The organism is Thalassotalea euphylliae, assembly GCF_003390395.1.
Lineage (GTDB): Bacteria > Pseudomonadota > Gammaproteobacteria > Enterobacterales > Alteromonadaceae > Thalassotalea_F > Thalassotalea_F euphylliae_C.
Window position 1 is genome coordinate 167,308 of record NZ_QUOV01000001.1, and the last position, 16,252, is coordinate 183,559.

16 protein-coding genes are annotated in these 16,252 nt (G+C 43.1%); 13 read left to right on the forward strand and 3 right to left on the reverse strand.

The features are described from left to right. Window positions 1-58 precede the first annotated feature (58 nt). The 7 genes from DXX92_RS00735 (at window position 59) to DXX92_RS00765 (ending at window position 8,318) form a co-directional block, all read left to right on the forward strand. Complete coding sequence (locus tag DXX92_RS00735; RefSeq protein ID WP_115998679.1) at window positions 59-1,012, forward strand: glycosyltransferase family 2 protein; 954 nt, start codon at window positions 59-61, stop codon at window positions 1,010-1,012. 1 nt (window position 1,013) lies between these two features. Beyond that, entirely contained in the window at window positions 1,014-2,411 is a 1,398-nt protein-coding gene (locus DXX92_RS00740; protein WP_115998680.1) for a hypothetical protein, read from the forward strand. An 84-nt stretch (window positions 2,412-2,495) separates the two neighbouring features. Continuing rightward, the gene (gene lexA / locus DXX92_RS00745) at window positions 2,496-3,110 is read left to right on the forward strand and encodes a transcriptional repressor LexA (protein WP_115998681.1); all 615 of its coding nucleotides are present in this window, start codon (window positions 2,496-2,498) and stop codon (window positions 3,108-3,110) included. 574 nt (window positions 3,111-3,684) lie between these two features. After that, complete coding sequence (coxB, locus tag DXX92_RS00750; RefSeq protein ID WP_115998682.1) at window positions 3,685-5,187, forward strand: cytochrome c oxidase subunit II; 1,503 nt, start codon at window positions 3,685-3,687, stop codon at window positions 5,185-5,187. Between the two features lie 24 nt (window positions 5,188-5,211). After that, the gene (gene ctaD, locus DXX92_RS00755) at window positions 5,212-6,804 is read left to right on the forward strand and encodes a cytochrome c oxidase subunit I (protein ID WP_115998683.1); all 1,593 of its coding nucleotides are present in this window, start codon (window positions 5,212-5,214) and stop codon (window positions 6,802-6,804) included. A gap of 12 nt (window positions 6,805-6,816) precedes the next feature. Beyond that, entirely contained in the window at window positions 6,817-7,359 is a 543-nt protein-coding gene (locus DXX92_RS00760) for a cytochrome c oxidase assembly protein (RefSeq protein WP_115998684.1), read from the forward strand. Between the two features lie 74 nt (window positions 7,360-7,433). Next, the gene (locus DXX92_RS00765) at window positions 7,434-8,318 is read left to right on the forward strand and encodes a cytochrome c oxidase subunit 3 (protein WP_115998685.1); all 885 of its coding nucleotides are present in this window, start codon (window positions 7,434-7,436) and stop codon (window positions 8,316-8,318) included. 47 nt (window positions 8,319-8,365) lie between these two features. Here the strand turns inward: DXX92_RS00765 and DXX92_RS00770 are convergent, their stop codons facing one another. Beyond that, the gene (locus DXX92_RS00770) at window positions 8,366-8,575 is read right to left on the reverse strand and encodes a DUF2909 domain-containing protein (RefSeq protein ID WP_116002244.1); all 210 of its coding nucleotides are present in this window, start codon (window positions 8,573-8,575) and stop codon (window positions 8,366-8,368) included. An 84-nt stretch (window positions 8,576-8,659) separates the two neighbouring features. On the opposite strand from DXX92_RS00770, the gene DXX92_RS00775 reads away from it, so the two are divergent. From DXX92_RS00775 to DXX92_RS00795, 5 genes are read left to right on the forward strand one after another with little or no spacing between them, the layout of a single operon-like run. Further along, window positions 8,660-9,454: an SURF1 family protein gene (locus DXX92_RS00775; protein ID WP_115998686.1), complete on the forward strand. Its 795-nt coding sequence runs from the start codon at window positions 8,660-8,662 to the stop codon at window positions 9,452-9,454. Then, a complete protein-coding gene (locus tag DXX92_RS00780; RefSeq protein WP_115998687.1) occupies window positions 9,444-10,160 on the forward strand; it encodes a hypothetical protein in 717 nt (238 codons plus the stop codon). Before DXX92_RS00775 ends, DXX92_RS00780 begins: the two co-directional genes overlap by 11 nt. A gap of 2 nt (window positions 10,161-10,162) precedes the next feature. Next, window positions 10,163-11,155, forward strand: coding sequence for a COX15/CtaA family protein (locus tag DXX92_RS00785; protein ID WP_115998688.1), 993 nt, complete (start codon window positions 10,163-10,165; stop codon window positions 11,153-11,155). Window positions 11,156-11,164: 9 nt separating this feature from the next. Then, entirely contained in the window at window positions 11,165-12,094 is a 930-nt protein-coding gene (gene cyoE / locus DXX92_RS00790; RefSeq protein WP_115998689.1) for a heme o synthase, read from the forward strand. A 21-nt stretch (window positions 12,095-12,115) separates the two neighbouring features. After that, on the forward strand, window positions 12,116-12,748 hold the full coding sequence (locus DXX92_RS00795) for an SCO family protein (protein ID WP_115998690.1): 633 nt from the start codon (window positions 12,116-12,118) through the stop codon (window positions 12,746-12,748). Window positions 12,749-12,784: 36 nt separating this feature from the next. Here the strand turns inward: DXX92_RS00795 and DXX92_RS00800 are convergent, their stop codons facing one another. After that, window positions 12,785-13,888, reverse strand: a complete 1,104-nt coding sequence (locus tag DXX92_RS00800; RefSeq protein ID WP_245961373.1) for a polysaccharide deacetylase family protein — start codon at window positions 13,886-13,888, stop codon at window positions 12,785-12,787. 114 nt (window positions 13,889-14,002) lie between these two features. On the opposite strand from DXX92_RS00800, the gene DXX92_RS00805 reads away from it, so the two are divergent. Further along, window positions 14,003-15,367: an MATE family efflux transporter gene (locus DXX92_RS00805; protein WP_245961374.1), complete on the forward strand. Its 1,365-nt coding sequence runs from the start codon at window positions 14,003-14,005 to the stop codon at window positions 15,365-15,367. A gap of 103 nt (window positions 15,368-15,470) precedes the next feature. On the opposite strand, the gene nfuA is transcribed toward DXX92_RS00805, so the two are convergent. Beyond that, window positions 15,471-16,049, reverse strand: coding sequence for a Fe-S biogenesis protein NfuA (gene nfuA / locus DXX92_RS00810; protein ID WP_115998691.1), 579 nt, complete (start codon window positions 16,047-16,049; stop codon window positions 15,471-15,473). Window positions 16,050-16,252: the final 203 nt, after the last annotated feature.

A 16,252-nucleotide genomic window follows, 5' to 3' on the forward strand; every position in this document is an offset into this window, starting at 1 on the left:
GATAAGTCGTATTTAGAGATAGTGTATTAACAAAAATTAAAAAAGGATTTATTAGTCGATGACTCCAATAAATGAAATACCTAGTCTTTCAATCGTTGTTCCGTGTTACAACGAAGAAGAAGTGCTACCCGAAACAATTCAGCGTATTTCAGCTATAATTGAACTGCTCATTGAAAAAAACAAAGTAAATTCATCTAGTTGTGTTTTTTTTGTGGACGATGGTAGTCGAGACCGTACATGGGAAATTATCGAATCTCATGCACACTCTAACTCCTTTGTGAAAGGTTATAAATTGTCGAGGAACCGAGGGCACCAAAATGCGCTACTGGCTGGTTTACACAATGCTCAAGGAGATATACTGATTAGCATTGACGCTGATTTACAAGACGATACCAGTGCGATTGAAGCTATGGTTGATGAATATGTGAAAGGCCATGAAGTGGTTTATGGGGTGCGTTCTAAGCGAGAGACAGATACTTTTTTTAAACGCTATACGGCGGAAGCTTATTACAAACTACTGGCGAAATTGGGTGTTGAATTAGTGTTTAATCATGCAGATTACCGCCTGTTAAGTCGCAAAGCACTGGAAGAATTAAAGCGTTACTCAGAAGTTAACTTATTTTTACGTGGAATTGTGCCGCAACTTGGGTTTAGTTCAACCAGTGTTGAATATGAACGACACGAACGCTTTGCTGGAGAGTCAAAATATCCGTTAAAAAAAATGCTAGCATTTGCAGCCGAGGGAGTGACCTCTTTCTCCCACGCGCCACTGCGGTTTATAACAGGCTTGGGATTTCTTGTTTCGTTGTTCGCGTTTTTTATGATTTTTTGGGTGCTTGCAGTTAAGCTATTTAGCGACAACGCGGTTCCAGGTTGGGCATCTATTGTAATTCCAGTGTTTTTTATTGGCGGTGTACAGCTACTCAGCTTAGGAGTGGTCGGTGAGTATATTGCCAAAATATACATGGAGACTAAATCTAGACCGTTATACACGATAGAGAAGGAAGTTTAATATGTTAGACACAGCATTTTGCCAACTGCATAGGTTGGTTTGGACGGCTATCGTGCCTCTGGCTGTGTTTAGTGTTTTTTTACTTATATTAGAGGCATTTTTAACGCAACCAGCTATTGCTTATGTAGTTTCTATAGGGCTAACGACATTAACATTAGCTGTATTTTTATATTTTGGGAAAAGAATTCGCTGGAGTTTCAATTACACAGTGTCACCGCTATTAATAGTTGCGTTGGGATTGGTAATAAAAATAGCCGTTTTTGTTCTCTTCCCTGTCAACTTTGTTTCAGACTCGGCAACGTATGTTTCGCTTGCCAACCAGCTGATATCAGAAAATAGCTATCAACATGGCAATACATACGCATATTGGCCACCGGGCTACCCACTGTTTTTATATATTTCTCACCTTGGCATTATTCCCGTATCTACTAGCACTATATTTATACAAAATTGCCTCATTGCCTTAATTGCTAGCTACTTGATCTTTCAATTGACGCATAAATATCATTCGCGACGCGCTGCAATAATCGCCATATCAATTTTTACGTTTTGGCCAACAGGACTTTTTGGCGCACCAGATGCTTACAAAGAACTACTCTTAATGACGCTATTATTGCTATCTGTTTATTTATACACTCAGAAAAGTGGTGTCAAATATCACTTTATTAATGGGCTTGTTCTGGGGTTTTGCGCTTTGATTCAACCTGGCACGATTCTCTTTGTCTCTGTTTTTGTCGTTTTAAACTGGTTTAAAAAATTACAATTTACGAACCAGTTAGGCTTGTTTGTCTGCTTGCTTGCTGGAATGCTATCAGTAATTGCACCTTGGAGTTATAGAAATACACAAGTATTTGATCAGTTTGTGATGATATCGACCAATGGTGGCTCAAATATGTATCGTGCGAATAATGAAATTGCGACGGGGGGCTACATTGCTAAAGGAGCAATTGATATTTCACATTTGTCAGAATTAGAGCAAGACAAGCGAGGGAAAGAGTTAGCAAGAGAATGGATCAAAAATAATCCAGTAGACTTTTTTCACTTGTCATTTATCAAAATGACCAAGTTTTTAGGAGACGATAGTACTGGTATTTATTCGATTCTTAAGCGAAGTGCTCAACAACCAATAGGCGAGATACCTTATTACGGCTTGAAATTAGGGGCTAACACATTCTGGTTATTATTGTGGTTGATAATCTTTTTCTGTCGAGAAAAACTGTATAGCCTGATAACGTCTGACCATTTGACTGCTACTTTAAGCTTGTCTTTTTTATATTTTTTTACAGTACATTCAGTATTCGAAAGTAATGCAAAATATCACCTGCCTGCGATACCTATGTTCTTTATTTTAGTGGCTATATTGATTGCTGAAAGAGTCGAGACATTCGATAACAAGTAGCTTCCATTTTGACTTGCATATCCATACAGTGTGTATATACTTACAGTAATGCTGTATGGATATCAGGAGAGGACCTGTATCGCTATGAAGCCATTAACCGCACGACAATCTCAAATATTTGAGCTTATCAAAGATAAAATTGCTGATACTGGCATGCCACCAACACGAGCTGAAATTGCCGACTTCTTCGGGTTTAAATCAGCTAATGCCGCTGAAGAGCACTTAAAAGCACTGGCAAAGAAAGGCTACATTGAAATGCTGCCAGGCACTTCGCGTGGTATCCGGTTAGCCGATGCATTTGTTGAAGAATCTGGTTTACCGTTAATTGGTCAAGTTGCAGCTGGTGAGCCAATATTGGCACAAGAGCATGTGGAAGACCGTTATCAAATTGATGGCAATTTATTCCAACCTGCTGCAGATTACTTACTGCGTGTTAACGGCGAGAGTATGAAAGACATCGGTATTATGGACGGTGATTTATTGGCAGTGCATCAAACAACTGATGTTCACAATGGCCAAGTCATTGTCGCGCGGGTAGAAGATGATGTTACTGTGAAGCGCTTTAAACGCGAGGGTAATGTGGTTTATCTGCATGCAGAGAACGAAGAATTCGCACCAATAGAAGTTGATCTAACCAGTCAGCACTTTAACGTTGAAGGTATTGCTGTTGGCGTTATTCGAAATGCAGACTGGATGTAAGATAAAGCATCTCTTTTCTAGGTTTATTTTTTATCATTAGCTAGACGAATAGATTGATATTGATAGTCTTCTGTTTAGTTATCTGACCTATATTTTTCTAATTAAGCCAGCGAATTTCGTTGGCTTTTTTATGTCCAAAAAACCTATCACTACTAAACTTTCTAGTTGACTGTATCCCCTCCCAAGCGCTTGATAGCACATAAATTAATCGATACGGTGTTCTTTTATTAGAGTTCATACTCTACTGATAAATAAGGAAAAAATAATAAGAATTGATCATAAATCACTAGATCTTGATTAAAAATTGAGTAATTCTAGGTTGTAAAGTGCGCAAGCAATAATAACGAATAAAACATAAGAATAAGTGATGTGCGCACAACAACTACATTACAACATACATCACAACACGATCTGCAAAGTAAGCCCACGTCGAAAGTTTTACTATCGACGGCTTTGATGTCTTTGTTATTCAACAGGGTAGAGGAGATGTCGAGTGAAAAGACGTAACCTAGGTTGGCTGTTTTTGGGGAGCATTTTTAGTAGTACGTTGTTTTCCAGCACAGCTTGGGCGGAGATGGAGCTGAACTTAACCAAAGGGGTTACCGCAATTAGCAATGAGGTTTATGACCTTCATATGCTGGTACTGTGGATATGCACCGTTATTGGTATTTTAGTGTTCGGCGCAATGTTTTGGTCGATGGTATTCCATCGCAAATCAAAAGGCGTTAAGCCTGCAACTTTCCATGAAAGTACCAAGGTAGAAATACTCTGGACTGCCATTCCTATTGTTATTCTCATCGCGATGGCAGTGCCTGCCACTAGCACATTGATTGAGATGGAAGATAATGATAATTCAGATATTACCATTTTAGTTACAGGCTCTCAGTGGAAGTGGCATTACAAATATTTTGACCAAGGTATTGAGTTCTATTCGGTGCTTTCGACACCAAGAGAACAATTTGACAATCGCGATGGCAGTGGTCAAACAAAAGGTGAAAACTACTTATTGGAAGTAGACAAACCATTAGTTATTCCCACTAATAAAAAAGTCCGCTTCTTAATTACTTCTGACGATGTTATCCATTCTTGGTGGGTGCCTGCTTTCGCAGTTAAACAAGATGCTAACCCTGGTTTTATCAATGAAGCGTGGACGAGAGTAGACGAGCCTGGTGTCTATCGAGGCCAATGTGCCGAGCTTTGCGGCAAAGATCATGGTTACATGCCAATCGTTGTTGAAGTTAAATCTGAGGCAGATTATGCCACTTGGGTGAGTGAGCAAAAACAATTGATTGCTGATGCCAAGGCCGCGGAAGCTGCCTCACTCAATGCCAATGTTTCGATGGATGAGTTAATGCAGCTCGGTGAAACCACATATACCGCCTACTGCGCCGCTTGTCACCAGCCAACAGGCTTGGGCTTACCGCCAGCATTCCCCGCACTTAAAGGCAGTGTTGTTGCAACTGACCCAAATCAAATCGACCAGCATATTGCGATTATCCTCAACGGTAAAAACGCTATGCCAGCCTTTGGCAAACAACTGTCTTTAAAAGAAGTTGCCGCTGTCGTGACCTACGAGCGTAATGCTTGGGGTAACAATACAGGAGAGAGTGTGCAAGCGAGTGACGTCAATGCATTAGCTGGCGGCGAAAGCGCTGCGGCAACTGTCGAGCAAGCATCAGAAACTATGTCGCAAGTGGTAAATGCTGCTACCAGTGAATTAGAAAACCCACAACCCACAACTGAAGATTTAAGCAAAACCTACACACGTGATGAATTAATGGTGCAGGGTGAGGCGGTGTACATGAAAGCCTGTGTTGCTTGTCATCAGCCAACAGGTGCTGGCTTACCACCAGCTTTCCCGTCATTGATTGGCAGCCCAATGATCTTGGGAGATGTTACTGCGCATATCGATATTGTGTACAACGGTAGTAAGAAAAATCCCGCTATGCAGGCATTTAGCGGTCAGCTCACGAAAACAGAAATCGCCGCTGTGGTGACCTACGAGCGCAATGCTTGGGGCAACAACACGGGCGATGTCGTGCAACCTGCAGACGTTGATGCTGTAAGTGCTAAATAGTCGTATAGCTAGGGAGGAAAGATTATGACAACTGATGTAATTCATGATGATCACCACCACGGCGACCATCACGATCACAAGATGACAGGTATTAAGCGCTGGCTATATACCACTAACCACAAAGACATAGGTACACTCTATTTGTGGTTCTCATTTATTATGTTTTTAACTGGCGGCGCTATGGCTATGGTGATTCGCGCCGAGTTATTCCAGCCAGGCTTACAAATTGTAGAGCCAGACTTTTTTAACCAAATGACCACAGTGCACGGTTTGATCATGGTGTTTGGTGCCATCATGCCGGCCTTTACGGGCTTGGCAAACTGGATGATTCCGATGATGATAGGTGCCCCTGATATGGCACTGCCACGTTTGAACAACTGGAGCTTTTGGATATTACCATTTGCTTTCAGTATTTTACTGGCTTCTTTCTTTATCGGCGGTGGAGCACCTAACTTCGGTTGGACCTTCTACGCACCGCTATCCACCACATACAGCAATGGCAGCACGGCATTCTTCGTGTTTGCCGTCCACATTATGGGGATATCCTCCATCATGGGGGCGATTAATATTGTCGTTACCATCATGAATATGCGTGCGCCAGGCATGACTTACATGAAGATGCCGCTGTTTGTTTGGACTTTTTTTATTACTGCTTACTTGCTTGTTGCGGTAATGCCAGTGCTCGCGGGTGTTGTCACTATGGTGTTAACTGACACCTATTTTGGCACAAGCTTTTTTGATGCTGCCGGTGGTGGCGATCCGGTAATGTTCCAGCATATTTTCTGGTTCTTTGGTCACCCTGAAGTTTACATTATGATCTTGCCGGCATTTGGTATTGTCTCGACCACCATTCCAGCTTTTTCTCGCAAGCCGCTCTTTGGCTATAGCTCCATGGTATACGCTACCGCTTCTATTGCGTTCTTATCGTTTATTGTTTGGGCGCACCACATGTTCACAACAGGCATGCCGCTCTTTGGTGAGCTGTTCTTTATGTACTGTACGATGCTAATTGCGGTGCCAACAGGGGTTAAAGTCTTTAACTGGGTAGCCACCATGTGGCGCGGCGCAATGACTTTCGAAACCCCCATGTTGTTCTCTATCGCGTTTGTCATTTTATTTACTATTGGCGGATTCTCTGGACTGATGCTGGCAATGACACCGGTTGATTTCCAATACCACGACACCTATTTCGTGGTCGCCCACTTCCATTATGTGCTGGTGACTGGCTCGCTATTTTCTATTTTTGCAGCAGCTTATTATTGGTTGCCGAAATGGACGGGGAATATGTACAACGATGCACTGAGTAAATGGCATTTCTGGTGTTCACTGATTTCCGTAAACCTACTGTTTTTCCCTATGCACTTCTTGGGGCTAGCGGGTATGCCGCGCCGCATTCCAGATTACGCGCTGCAATTTGCTGACTTTAATAAATGGGTCAGTATTGGCGGCTTTGCGTTTGGTTTGTCGCAGTTAATTTTCTTGGCTGTGGTTATCAAGTGTATTCGCGGTGGTGAAAAAGCCGAAGCGAAGCCTTGGGACGGTGCTGAAGGGCTTGAGTGGACAGTACCTTCGCCTGCGCCATACCACACTTTTGAAAAGCCGCCGAAAATAGATTAGCAGGAGTCGGTCATGACAAACGCATCACAGCAAAATATTCAAAAAACTGCGAAAAAACTCGTCTTAGTTGTATTCGCCATGTTTGGTTTTGGATTTGCCATGGTGCCTTTGTATGACGTGTTTTGTGAAATCACCGGACTGAACGGCAAAACTGCTGATACTGCGGCACAGGTTAACGACAAAGGTGTTGACGAGAGCCGACTGGTAACCGTTCAGTTTATCAGCCATCTTGCCAAAGGAATACCTTGGCAATTTGAGCCAATGGTGCGCGAGATTCAAGTGCATCCCGGTGAGATGAAATTAGTGAAATTCTACGCTAAAAACGAATCACACAGTCCTATTATTGGTCAGGCAGTGCCATCGGTATCGCCTGGTCAAGCGGCACTTTATTTTCAGAAAATAGAGTGCTTTTGCTTCAATCATCAACCGTTACAAGCAAGTGAAGATGTCGAAATGGCGTTGCAGTTTTATGTTGATCCCGAATTACCAGACGATATTTCAACATTGACCTTGTCTTACACTTTATATGATGTGACAGCAAATGCTGATTCATAAGCGTTAGCCGTACCTGCACCCGCTTAATTGCGAAGTGCAGGCGAGTACGACAGGAAAGATTACGGGGAATAGCGATGACAACAAAAGAATATCAAACTTATTACGTACCCGCGCAAAGCCATTGGCCAATCGTTGGTGCAATCGCCTTATTTTTGATTGCCATAGGTGCTGGGCAATATGTATCGACACTGGCAAGTGGTGAGTCTAGTTGGGGCGGCTGGGTCTTGCTTGCAGGTATTGCTACCTGTATTTACATGGTCTATGGCTGGTTTAGTAACGTGATTGACGAGTCAATGTCGGGTTTATACAGCAACCAACTCGACAACTCGTTTAAACAAGGTATGAGCTGGTTTATTTTTTCCGAAGTGATGTTCTTTGCGGCATTTTTCGGTGCATTGTTTTATGCGCGCATGTTTGCTGTGCCTTGGTTAGACGGAGCAGGCAATAATGCCATGACAGGTGAAGTGCTATGGCCTGAGTTTACCGCTTCTTGGCCATTACTTAAAACGCCAGATGGCACAGAAACGACGGCCATGGGCTGGTATGGCTTGCCACTGATTAACACCATGATTCTACTAACGTCGTCGGTCACTGCACACTTTGCCCATGTCGCATTAGAACAAGACAAACGCAAACAACTGAAAGTGTGGCTGGGTCTGACAATTCTATTAGGTTTGATTTTCTTATTCCTGCAAGTAGAGGAGTATGCGCACGCCTATTCAGATGAAATGAAGTTGTACTTAGACAGCGGTATTTATGGCAACACCTTCTTTATGTTAACTGGCTTTCACGGCCTTCACGTAACGCTTGGCACTATCATGTTGATTGTCGTGTTCTTGCGTATATTGAAAGGTCACTTTAGCCCGAAAAATCACTTTGCTTTCCAAGCAGCGAGTTGGTATTGGCACTTTGTTGATGTGGTGTGGGTATTGCTGTTTTTCTTTGTTTATATTTTGTAAGCATAGGTCGAGCGGTGAGCCTTGTCTCACCCTTGCTTTGCCCTGGTTCACATCGGGCGGGGGTTGGGCGTGATTACCCCAGTTAAAATACCTAGTAATAACAGCAGTACGATGACAACAGATGTTAGTACGCGCCGACCAATAAATTTAGACATCGGTGGGCCATTGGGATCTTGTTTGTTCATGATCATTAGCGCTCGGAATAAGTTGTAAACCATCCAAGCGAGTAAACTAATAATGAGTATTTTGAACAGCATCATGGCTCCAAATATAGTAGCTCCGAATGAGAGTGGCTCCGAAATAAAGGCTTCGAAAAATACGGTCAAAGAGGGTGAGGTTCATTGAGCATTAACAACGCAGTTAGCGCCAAAATTTCACCACTTTGGGTACTGGTTACCTTGCTGGTTTTTTCGGCATTAATCAAGTTGGGTCTGTGGCAAAGCGAACGAGCAGAGCAAAAAGAGCAGCGAATACTGCGTATGGAGCAATTGATGGGGGTAGAGCCTAAGCCACTGCATCAGGTACTCAACAGTATTAACACACTAAATGATGAGAGCTTGAGTGATCCAGCTTTAGAAGAAACTCGCAATGAAATGCTTAACGATCAGCCAGTAGTGCTAAATGGCGTCTTTAATGACGAAGTTTTATTGCTCTTGGATAACCAAACGCTAAATGGTCAATTGGGCTATCGCGTTTATCAGGTTTTTTATCACCAGCAGCAGTTACCAGTGTTAGTTAATTTAGGTTGGGTTAGCGGTAGTCGTAATCGCAGTGAATTACCTATGGTTGAGCCGATAACAGGCCACCATCAAATAACGGGCAATATTCGCGTTATCGAGCCCAATATTGTGCTGGCTGAGCAAGAATATGATCAGTTAGCTATGCCGATGCGAGTGCAACAAATAGAAGTAGATAAACTGTCAGACGCGTTAGGTGTGCAATTGCAACCATTCGCCATTTATTTAGATAGCAACGAGGTTATTGGTTATCAAAAAACTTGGCAGCCGATTGTTATGCCGCCGTCGAAACATCGCGGATACGCATTTCAGTGGTTTAGCTTAGCCGCAGCTTGGTTGATTTTGATGATTTGGGCTGCGATTAAAAATAATAAGAAGGTGGTATCAGATGCAGACTGATGTAAAAAACAAACCCGAAACAAATTCTCAAGCCAATATTCATTCTAAAGCCGATACAAACGCTAAAGAGGGTGCTAGCGAAGTGGCTCAAACGGGTAAAAAGGGTAATGGGCGTAAGCACTTTGTGATGGTATGTATTGCATTTCTATTACCCGTCATTCTGGCGAAGATGGCACTGGAACAACAATGGTTTAATTATGGGGTGACAAATCAAGGACAACTGCTAGCTGAGCCGGTTTCGCTTTCGCAACTTTCCCTAACAGACATTCAAACTGATAAACATTGGCTACTTGTTTTTAACTCACCAGCGCCATGTGAAAAGGCCTGCCAGCAATCAATGAATGCTTTATCGAATACGTATTTAGCACTGGGTAAAGAAATGCCGCGTGTGCAGCCAGTGTTGCTTAACTATACCAAGCATGCCAACCAGACCGAGACTGATACCACGTTCCATATCACAACTGCTACTGACACGGAAAGTGTGGGCAAATCTCAATCTGATATTAATTTATCACGCTGGCAAAAATTCAACGTGCCTGAGCTTTCTCATCCAGAATTACAACGCGGCAAAGTGTTTATTGTTGATCCCTTGGGAAATGTTGTGATGACACATCAACCGCCGCAAACCGCAGATGCCTTGCCAGCGTTTGGTAAAGCGATTGTGGCGGATATGAAAAAACTATTGAAGTATTCAAGGATAGGTTAACTATGTTCGAAGTAAGGCGTTTAGTTTTTGTCAGCATTCTTTTGGCACTTGTGGTTGTTAGTTTAGGTGCATACACTCGCTTAACTCATGCTGGGTTGGGATGTCCTGATTGGCCCGGCTGCTATGGGTTAATTGACGTGCCACAAACTCAGGAACAAATAGCAAAAGCAGAAGCGGCGTTTCCAGAACGACCAGTTGAAATACAAAAAGCATGGAATGAAATGATTCATCGTTACTTCGCGGGCGCGTTGGGGCTTTTAATATTGTGGATCGCTATTGTTTCAGTCAAAAGACGCAAGCAGGGAACCCCCGTATTTCTGCCGTTATTGATATTAGCCATAGTGACTTTTCAGGCCTTGCTTGGGATGTGGACGGTTACCATGAAATTGATGCCTGTCGTGGTGATGGCGCATCTATTAGGTGGTTTTACAACACTATGCTTGCTGTTTTTACTGTATTTGCGACTCAGTAATTATCGAATTCCAGGTGGTGATTGGTCGATAAAAAAATATGCTCGATTTGGGCTCTTAGGGGTCGTACTGCTGACTGCGCAAATAGCGCTTGGCGGTTGGACATCATCAAACTATGCCGCACTGCACTGCACTGAGTTACCGATTTGCCAAACAGGCTGGCTTGAGCAACTTACTTTTGAAAATTCGTTTGACTTGATCCCCCCTGAAAAAGACACCTATGAATTCGGTCATTTAGACCATGATGAGCGCATTACAATCCATGTTATGCATCGCATTGGCGCGATTGTGACCTTTTTATATCTTGGCTGGTTAGCGTTAGTGGTTAGGCGCAAAGCACAAAGTTCTTTCTTTCAAACCGTGCCACTTGTGCTCTTGTTTATCTTGTTTATTCAAGTGGCATTAGGGGTAAGTAATGTGGTGATGTCACTGCCGCTTGGCATCGCAGTGAGCCACAATGTTGTCGCTGCATGTTTGATGATGGCACTGATCACTTTAACTTACAGCTTACAACGAAAAACCTAGGAGGCGAACATGGCAAAAGCTGCTTTAATCAATTCTCCGGCCAGTGTTGTTGATGTAACACAGCGCACCTCTTGGCGTGACTATTACGAAATAACCAAGCCCAGAGTAGTTGCGTTGTTGGTGCTAACCGCATTGGTTGGTATGTGTTTGTCGGTACCGGGTGTTGTGCCTTGGCAATTGTTGATCCCCGCAATGTTAGGGATTGGTTTTTTATCGTCAGCGGCGGCTGCGATTAATCACATTGTCGATCAACGTATTGATAAAGAAATGGCAAGAACGCATAACCGCCCGCTGGTCAATGGCCGATTGAGTCAACGCAATGCTATTGGCTTTGCTGCCATGCTGGCACTTGCGGGTTTTGTTATGCTTTATGGCTTGGTTAACCCACTGACCGCTTGGTTAACCCTATCGGGATTAGTCGGTTATGGCTTTATTTATACCTTGTATTTAAAACGTGCGACGCCTCAAAATATCACCATAGGTGGCTTAGCTGGCGCAATACCTCCGTTATTGGGTTGGACAGCAATGACCAATGAAATTCACGGTCATGCGTTGCTGCTTGTGTTGATTATTTTTACATGGACGCCACCCCATTTTTGGGCACTCGCCATTCATCGCCGCGATGACTATGCCAAGGTCAACATTCCAATGTTGCCCGTTACCCATGGCATAGAATTTACCAAAACGCAGATCTTACTTTATACCGTCTTATTGTTTGTTGTGGGCTTATTACCTTATTTAGTTGGTATGAGTAATTGGCTGTATTTAGTCGGCAGTGTAGTACTTAATTTGATCTTCTTTGCTTACGCTTGGCAGTTAAAATTTAACCCCAAAGAAAATACCGCGATGGCAACATTCAAGTTTTCTATCATTCACCTGATGTTATTGTTTATTATATTGCTACTAGATCATTACTTGTTGCCAGTTTCGTTTAGCTAGCTACTGGTTGAAGATATTATTATGAATAAGCTGCTTTATATTATTGTTGCCCTTGTTTCTCTGGTTTGTGGCGTATTTATCTACCAAGCGATAAATCAACCAGAGCTACCTAAAACTGCGCTGTATTATCAGCAGCCAAGAACGGTAGAGCCCTTTTCGCTAACTAGCCACACTGGTGATGCGTTTACCAAACAGGAATTGTCAGGTCAGTGGTCTTGGGTGTTCTTTGGTTACACATCTTGCCCCGATGTTTGCCCAACGACACTGCAAAAGCTGAATTTTGTTTATGATGAGCTAAAAGCCGTAACGCCCAACACCCAAGTATTGCTTGTCTCGGTAGACCCTAATCGCGATACAGTTGATAAGCTTTCTCAATATATTGGCTATTTCAATAACGAGTTTCGTGCGCTGCGCGGCGATCATGGCGCGTTATTCCCATTTGCGCGCAATTTAGGGCTAATGTATGCCATTGCTGATGATACTTCACAGAAAAACTATTTAGTTGACCACAGCGCGTCAATTGTCTTGATCAACCCGCAAGGTGAGATAGCAGCGATATTTAAACCCCAAGAAGTCTTGGGGCAAATACCAACCGTTGATGAAGATGATTTAGTCGCAGACTTTCAACGCATTGTCGCTTTAGCAGCTTCTTAAATAAGCCGCTTGGTAAAGAGGTAAAGAACTGGGCGATTACAATGGGTACCATGAGCCGTCGGTATTAAGAATAAACCACGGCTTAGAATACCAATAATAGCGACCTGACTGGCTCAAGCTAGGGGCTGTGCAGTTACAGCGAACGCGACCAACGGGTAAGTGATCGCTGAAGGTGATTTGAAAGCTGCTGTCTGTTAACCAATTCACTTTTTGTTTACCAAGGCCAGACACATAACAGTTTAGCTGGCTTGGCTTAAAATCTTCCACGTCAACATGAAAAGTCACTGAGCTTAATGTTTGGTGGCGATAAATGGTTTGATTGTCTTGTTCACTTAATGAAATTGAGAACGGCAATGCATTGAGCTTATCTCTTAGGCCAGTGAGTTTATCGTAGGGCTGAGATGCAGGGAAACGCGGGATAGCGCTTAGGTCAGTATTCGGACCAACAGCGCCAGATTGCTGACTAAAGCCAACAAACTTGTTCTCTTTTAACCACAATTGAATTTCAGGAGTGTATTCACCGTAAGGGTAAGCAAAATAGCGATAGCTTTGCCCAACCTTGTCGTTAATCAATTGCTCGGCTCTACGCAGGTCTTGCTCGTATTGCGCAAGCCACATATCAGGGGCAGTACCATCAGGTACTCTTGTTAATGACTGATGTTGCCAGCCGTGATTGGCAATAATAGCGCCTTGTTCGGCCATCATTTTTAACTGTTGCCAATTTAAATAATCAGGTTGCTTTGCTTCAACTAGGCTCGGGTTGACGAAAATCGTGTATGGATAATTAAAAGCGTCCAGTATCGGTTTACCGTTGGTAAGAATATCAAGATAGGCGTCATCAAAAGTAATTGCGACTAGCTTTTCTGATTTATCAAGGCTGCCTGACGCTACTTCTTGATTTTTAACGCCATTTACAATCGTTGATAGTGGCACTACCGTGAAGCCTCTGTCTTTAAGGTAGCGCATGTGATTTTCAAACTGCTGAGGTGAAATACTCGTGCTTGGTGGCGTGTCTGTACTAACGTGGTGATATTGCAAGATCACCGCAGCTTGTGCGCTCGATACGGCAGTGCCTACTGCAATAGCGGCTGCAAATTGAAAAATAAGTGAGAGGAATAGGTTTTTCATTGGGTTCATCATAATCATGCGCCAAGTATCGGCAGATAGCTATTAAAGTAGCGTGTTTTTGGGCTAAACACCAAGTAAACTTTGGCCACTGCCCGCTTACACATATCTATTTTTGAAAATCTTATTTTGAAAAGCTTAGACCGAAAAATAATCGCACTTGCTGTGCCAATGATTTTGTCCAATATCACAGTGCCCTTGTTGGGGATGGTCGATACCGCAGTTATTGGGCACTTACCTCATGCCTATTATCTTGGTGGCAGCACAGTTGGTGCCATGATCATCACCTTTATTACTTGGCTTTGTGGCTTTTTAAGAATGTCGACAACAGGTCTGGCTGCACAGGCACTAGGCCGACAAAATAGTGATGATGCAACTTTAGTATTGCTGCGTGGTTTACTGGTTGCAGCCGCAATTGGTCTAATGTGTATTGTACTGCAAAACCCTTACTTCCAGTTAAGCCTGTGGCTAGCCGGCGGCAGCGAACAAGTGCAGTTTTATGCCAAACAATATATGGATATTCGGGTTTGGGGACTACCCGCTGCACTTGCCAACATTGTTATGCTGGGTTGGCTGTTGGGGCAACATCAAGCAAAAGCTGTGATGTGGTTGCTGATTCTGATCAATAGTATCAACTTATCGCTAGATCTACTGTTTGTCCTAGTGTTTAGCTGGCAAGTACAAGGCGTTGCTGCGGCCACCTTAGTTGCCGAGTATTCGGGGCTAATGGCGGGATTAGGCTTTATACTTCATCGCTATTATCAAGCGAGCATCAGTCAGCTATTTAGTCGACAAGTGCTTACTGGTGTCATGAACGTGAGTCAGTTAGCTGCTTATTTTAAGCTCAATCGCGATATTCTTATTCGCACTTTGTGCTTAGAAGTCTGTTTTGTTTTTATGACCTTCCAAGGCGCACGATTAGGCGATAATGTTGTTGCTGCAAATGCGATTTTAATGAACTTTTTGCTGCTGATTTCATTTGGTTTAGACGGCATTGCTAATGCCGCCGAAGCTATGATTGGTAAGGCTAAAGGTGCGGGTGCAAACAATGAGCTGGCATTGATTCTAAAACGTTGTACCTTGTGGACCCTAGTGTTTGTGCTTGCATACAGTACTGCTTTTGCCTTAGCGGGGGATTGGCTCATAAATCAGATAACCAGTATTACTGATGTTAGGATAGAAGCTGAAAAATACCTGGGTTGGATTGTGCTATTACCTCTGATTGGCTGTTGGTGCTATTTGTACGATGGGGTTTATGTCGGGATGACTCGGGCAGATGTTATGCGTAACAGCATGATTGTCGCGACCTTTGCGGTATTTTTTCCTTTGTGGTGGTTGTTCCAAGGTCTATTTTCTCAGCCTTCATTCTTACAAATATCATTAAACCATGCGCTTTGGTTGGCATTTTCTGGCTTTATGTTAGCGCGGGGTGCAACATTGGGTTGGCATCTTTATCGCAGGTTATTACCGCAAGCGATTGCAACGCCGCAATAGCAAGCAAAAACAGAAGAAAGCCAAAACAAAAAAGTCGGCGCGAAGCCGACTTTCTGGGAAATGGTTACGTTAGGCTGCTAAACCTGTGCGCGAGTGAATTGTCTTAGTAGTAAGAATGCTCACCGCGTTGGTGTTCAGTGGCGTCACGAACACCTTTAATTTCACCACCCATAATTTCAAGCAGCTGACTTTCAATACCGTCTTTTACGGTGACGTCAATTTGACTACAACCATTACAACCACCACCAAATTGAAGCACAGCATAGCCATCTTCAGTGATTTCCATCAGGTTACATTCACCACCATGGCCAGCTAACTGAGGATTTACTTCTGCTTTAATAAAGTAGTCAACACGGTCAAATAGTGGTGCGTCGTCAGCAACTTTTCTCAATTTAGCGTTTGGTGCTTTTAGGGTTAATTGTGAGCCCATTTGATCCGTCACAAAATCAATTTCAGCTTCTTCTAAAAACGGTTGACTCTCGGCGTCGACATAAGCTGAGAAACCATTGAACTTGAGCTCTAAATCGTCTGTTTCAACAGCGTCGGTTGGGCAGTAAGAAACACCACATTCAGCTTTTGCTGTGCCTGGGTTAACCACGAAAACACGAATGTTGGTACCTTCTGCTTGTTGCGATAATAGTTTAGCGAAGTGTGCTTGGGCTGATTCTGAAATGCTGATCATGAGTTACTCACTTAAAATCTAAAAATGTCATACCTGAGTAAATTAGTCAGGTATGGGTATTTTACTCTGCAAGCTACCAATAGGCTAGGGGTCGACAAAATTAATCGTCACAATGCGACAAATCGACTAGTGCCCTTTGCCAGATTTTGATAGCGTTAGGCACATAAATGTGGGGATAGATAAATGTTTTTTCAACAAATTTT

Bases quoted from the DNA above. Each gene is read 5' to 3' on its own strand.
- DXX92_RS00740 (WP_115998680.1), top strand. From the start codon at position 1,014: ATGTTAGACACAGCATTTTGCCAACTGCATAGGTTGGTTTGGACGGCT.
- DXX92_RS00795 (WP_115998690.1), top strand. From the start codon at position 12,116: ATGAATAAGCTGCTTTATATTATTGTTGCCCTTGTTTCTCTGGTTTGT.
- coxB (WP_115998682.1), top strand. From the start codon at position 3,685: ATGGAGCTGAACTTAACCAAAGGGGTTACCGCAATTAGCAATGAGGTT.
- DXX92_RS00780 (WP_115998687.1), top strand. From the start codon at position 9,444: ATGCAGACTGATGTAAAAAACAAACCCGAAACAAATTCTCAAGCCAAT.
- DXX92_RS00785 (WP_115998688.1), top strand. From the start codon at position 10,163: ATGTTCGAAGTAAGGCGTTTAGTTTTTGTCAGCATTCTTTTGGCACTT.
- DXX92_RS00735 (WP_115998679.1), top strand. From the start codon at position 59: ATGACTCCAATAAATGAAATACCTAGTCTTTCAATCGTTGTTCCGTGT.
- ctaD (WP_115998683.1), top strand. From the start codon at position 5,212: ATGACAACTGATGTAATTCATGATGATCACCACCACGGCGACCATCAC.
- DXX92_RS00800 (WP_245961373.1), bottom strand. From the start codon at position 13,888: ATGATGAACCCAATGAAAAACCTATTCCTCTCACTTATTTTTCAATTT.
- DXX92_RS00770 (WP_116002244.1), bottom strand. From the start codon at position 8,575: ATGCTGTTCAAAATACTCATTATTAGTTTACTCGCTTGGATGGTTTAC.
- DXX92_RS00765 (WP_115998685.1), top strand. From the start codon at position 7,434: ATGACAACAAAAGAATATCAAACTTATTACGTACCCGCGCAAAGCCAT.
- DXX92_RS00760 (WP_115998684.1), top strand. From the start codon at position 6,817: ATGACAAACGCATCACAGCAAAATATTCAAAAAACTGCGAAAAAACTC.
- nfuA (WP_115998691.1), bottom strand. From the start codon at position 16,049: ATGATCAGCATTTCAGAATCAGCCCAAGCACACTTCGCTAAACTATTA.
- lexA (WP_115998681.1), top strand. From the start codon at position 2,496: ATGAAGCCATTAACCGCACGACAATCTCAAATATTTGAGCTTATCAAA.
- cyoE (WP_115998689.1), top strand. From the start codon at position 11,165: ATGGCAAAAGCTGCTTTAATCAATTCTCCGGCCAGTGTTGTTGATGTA.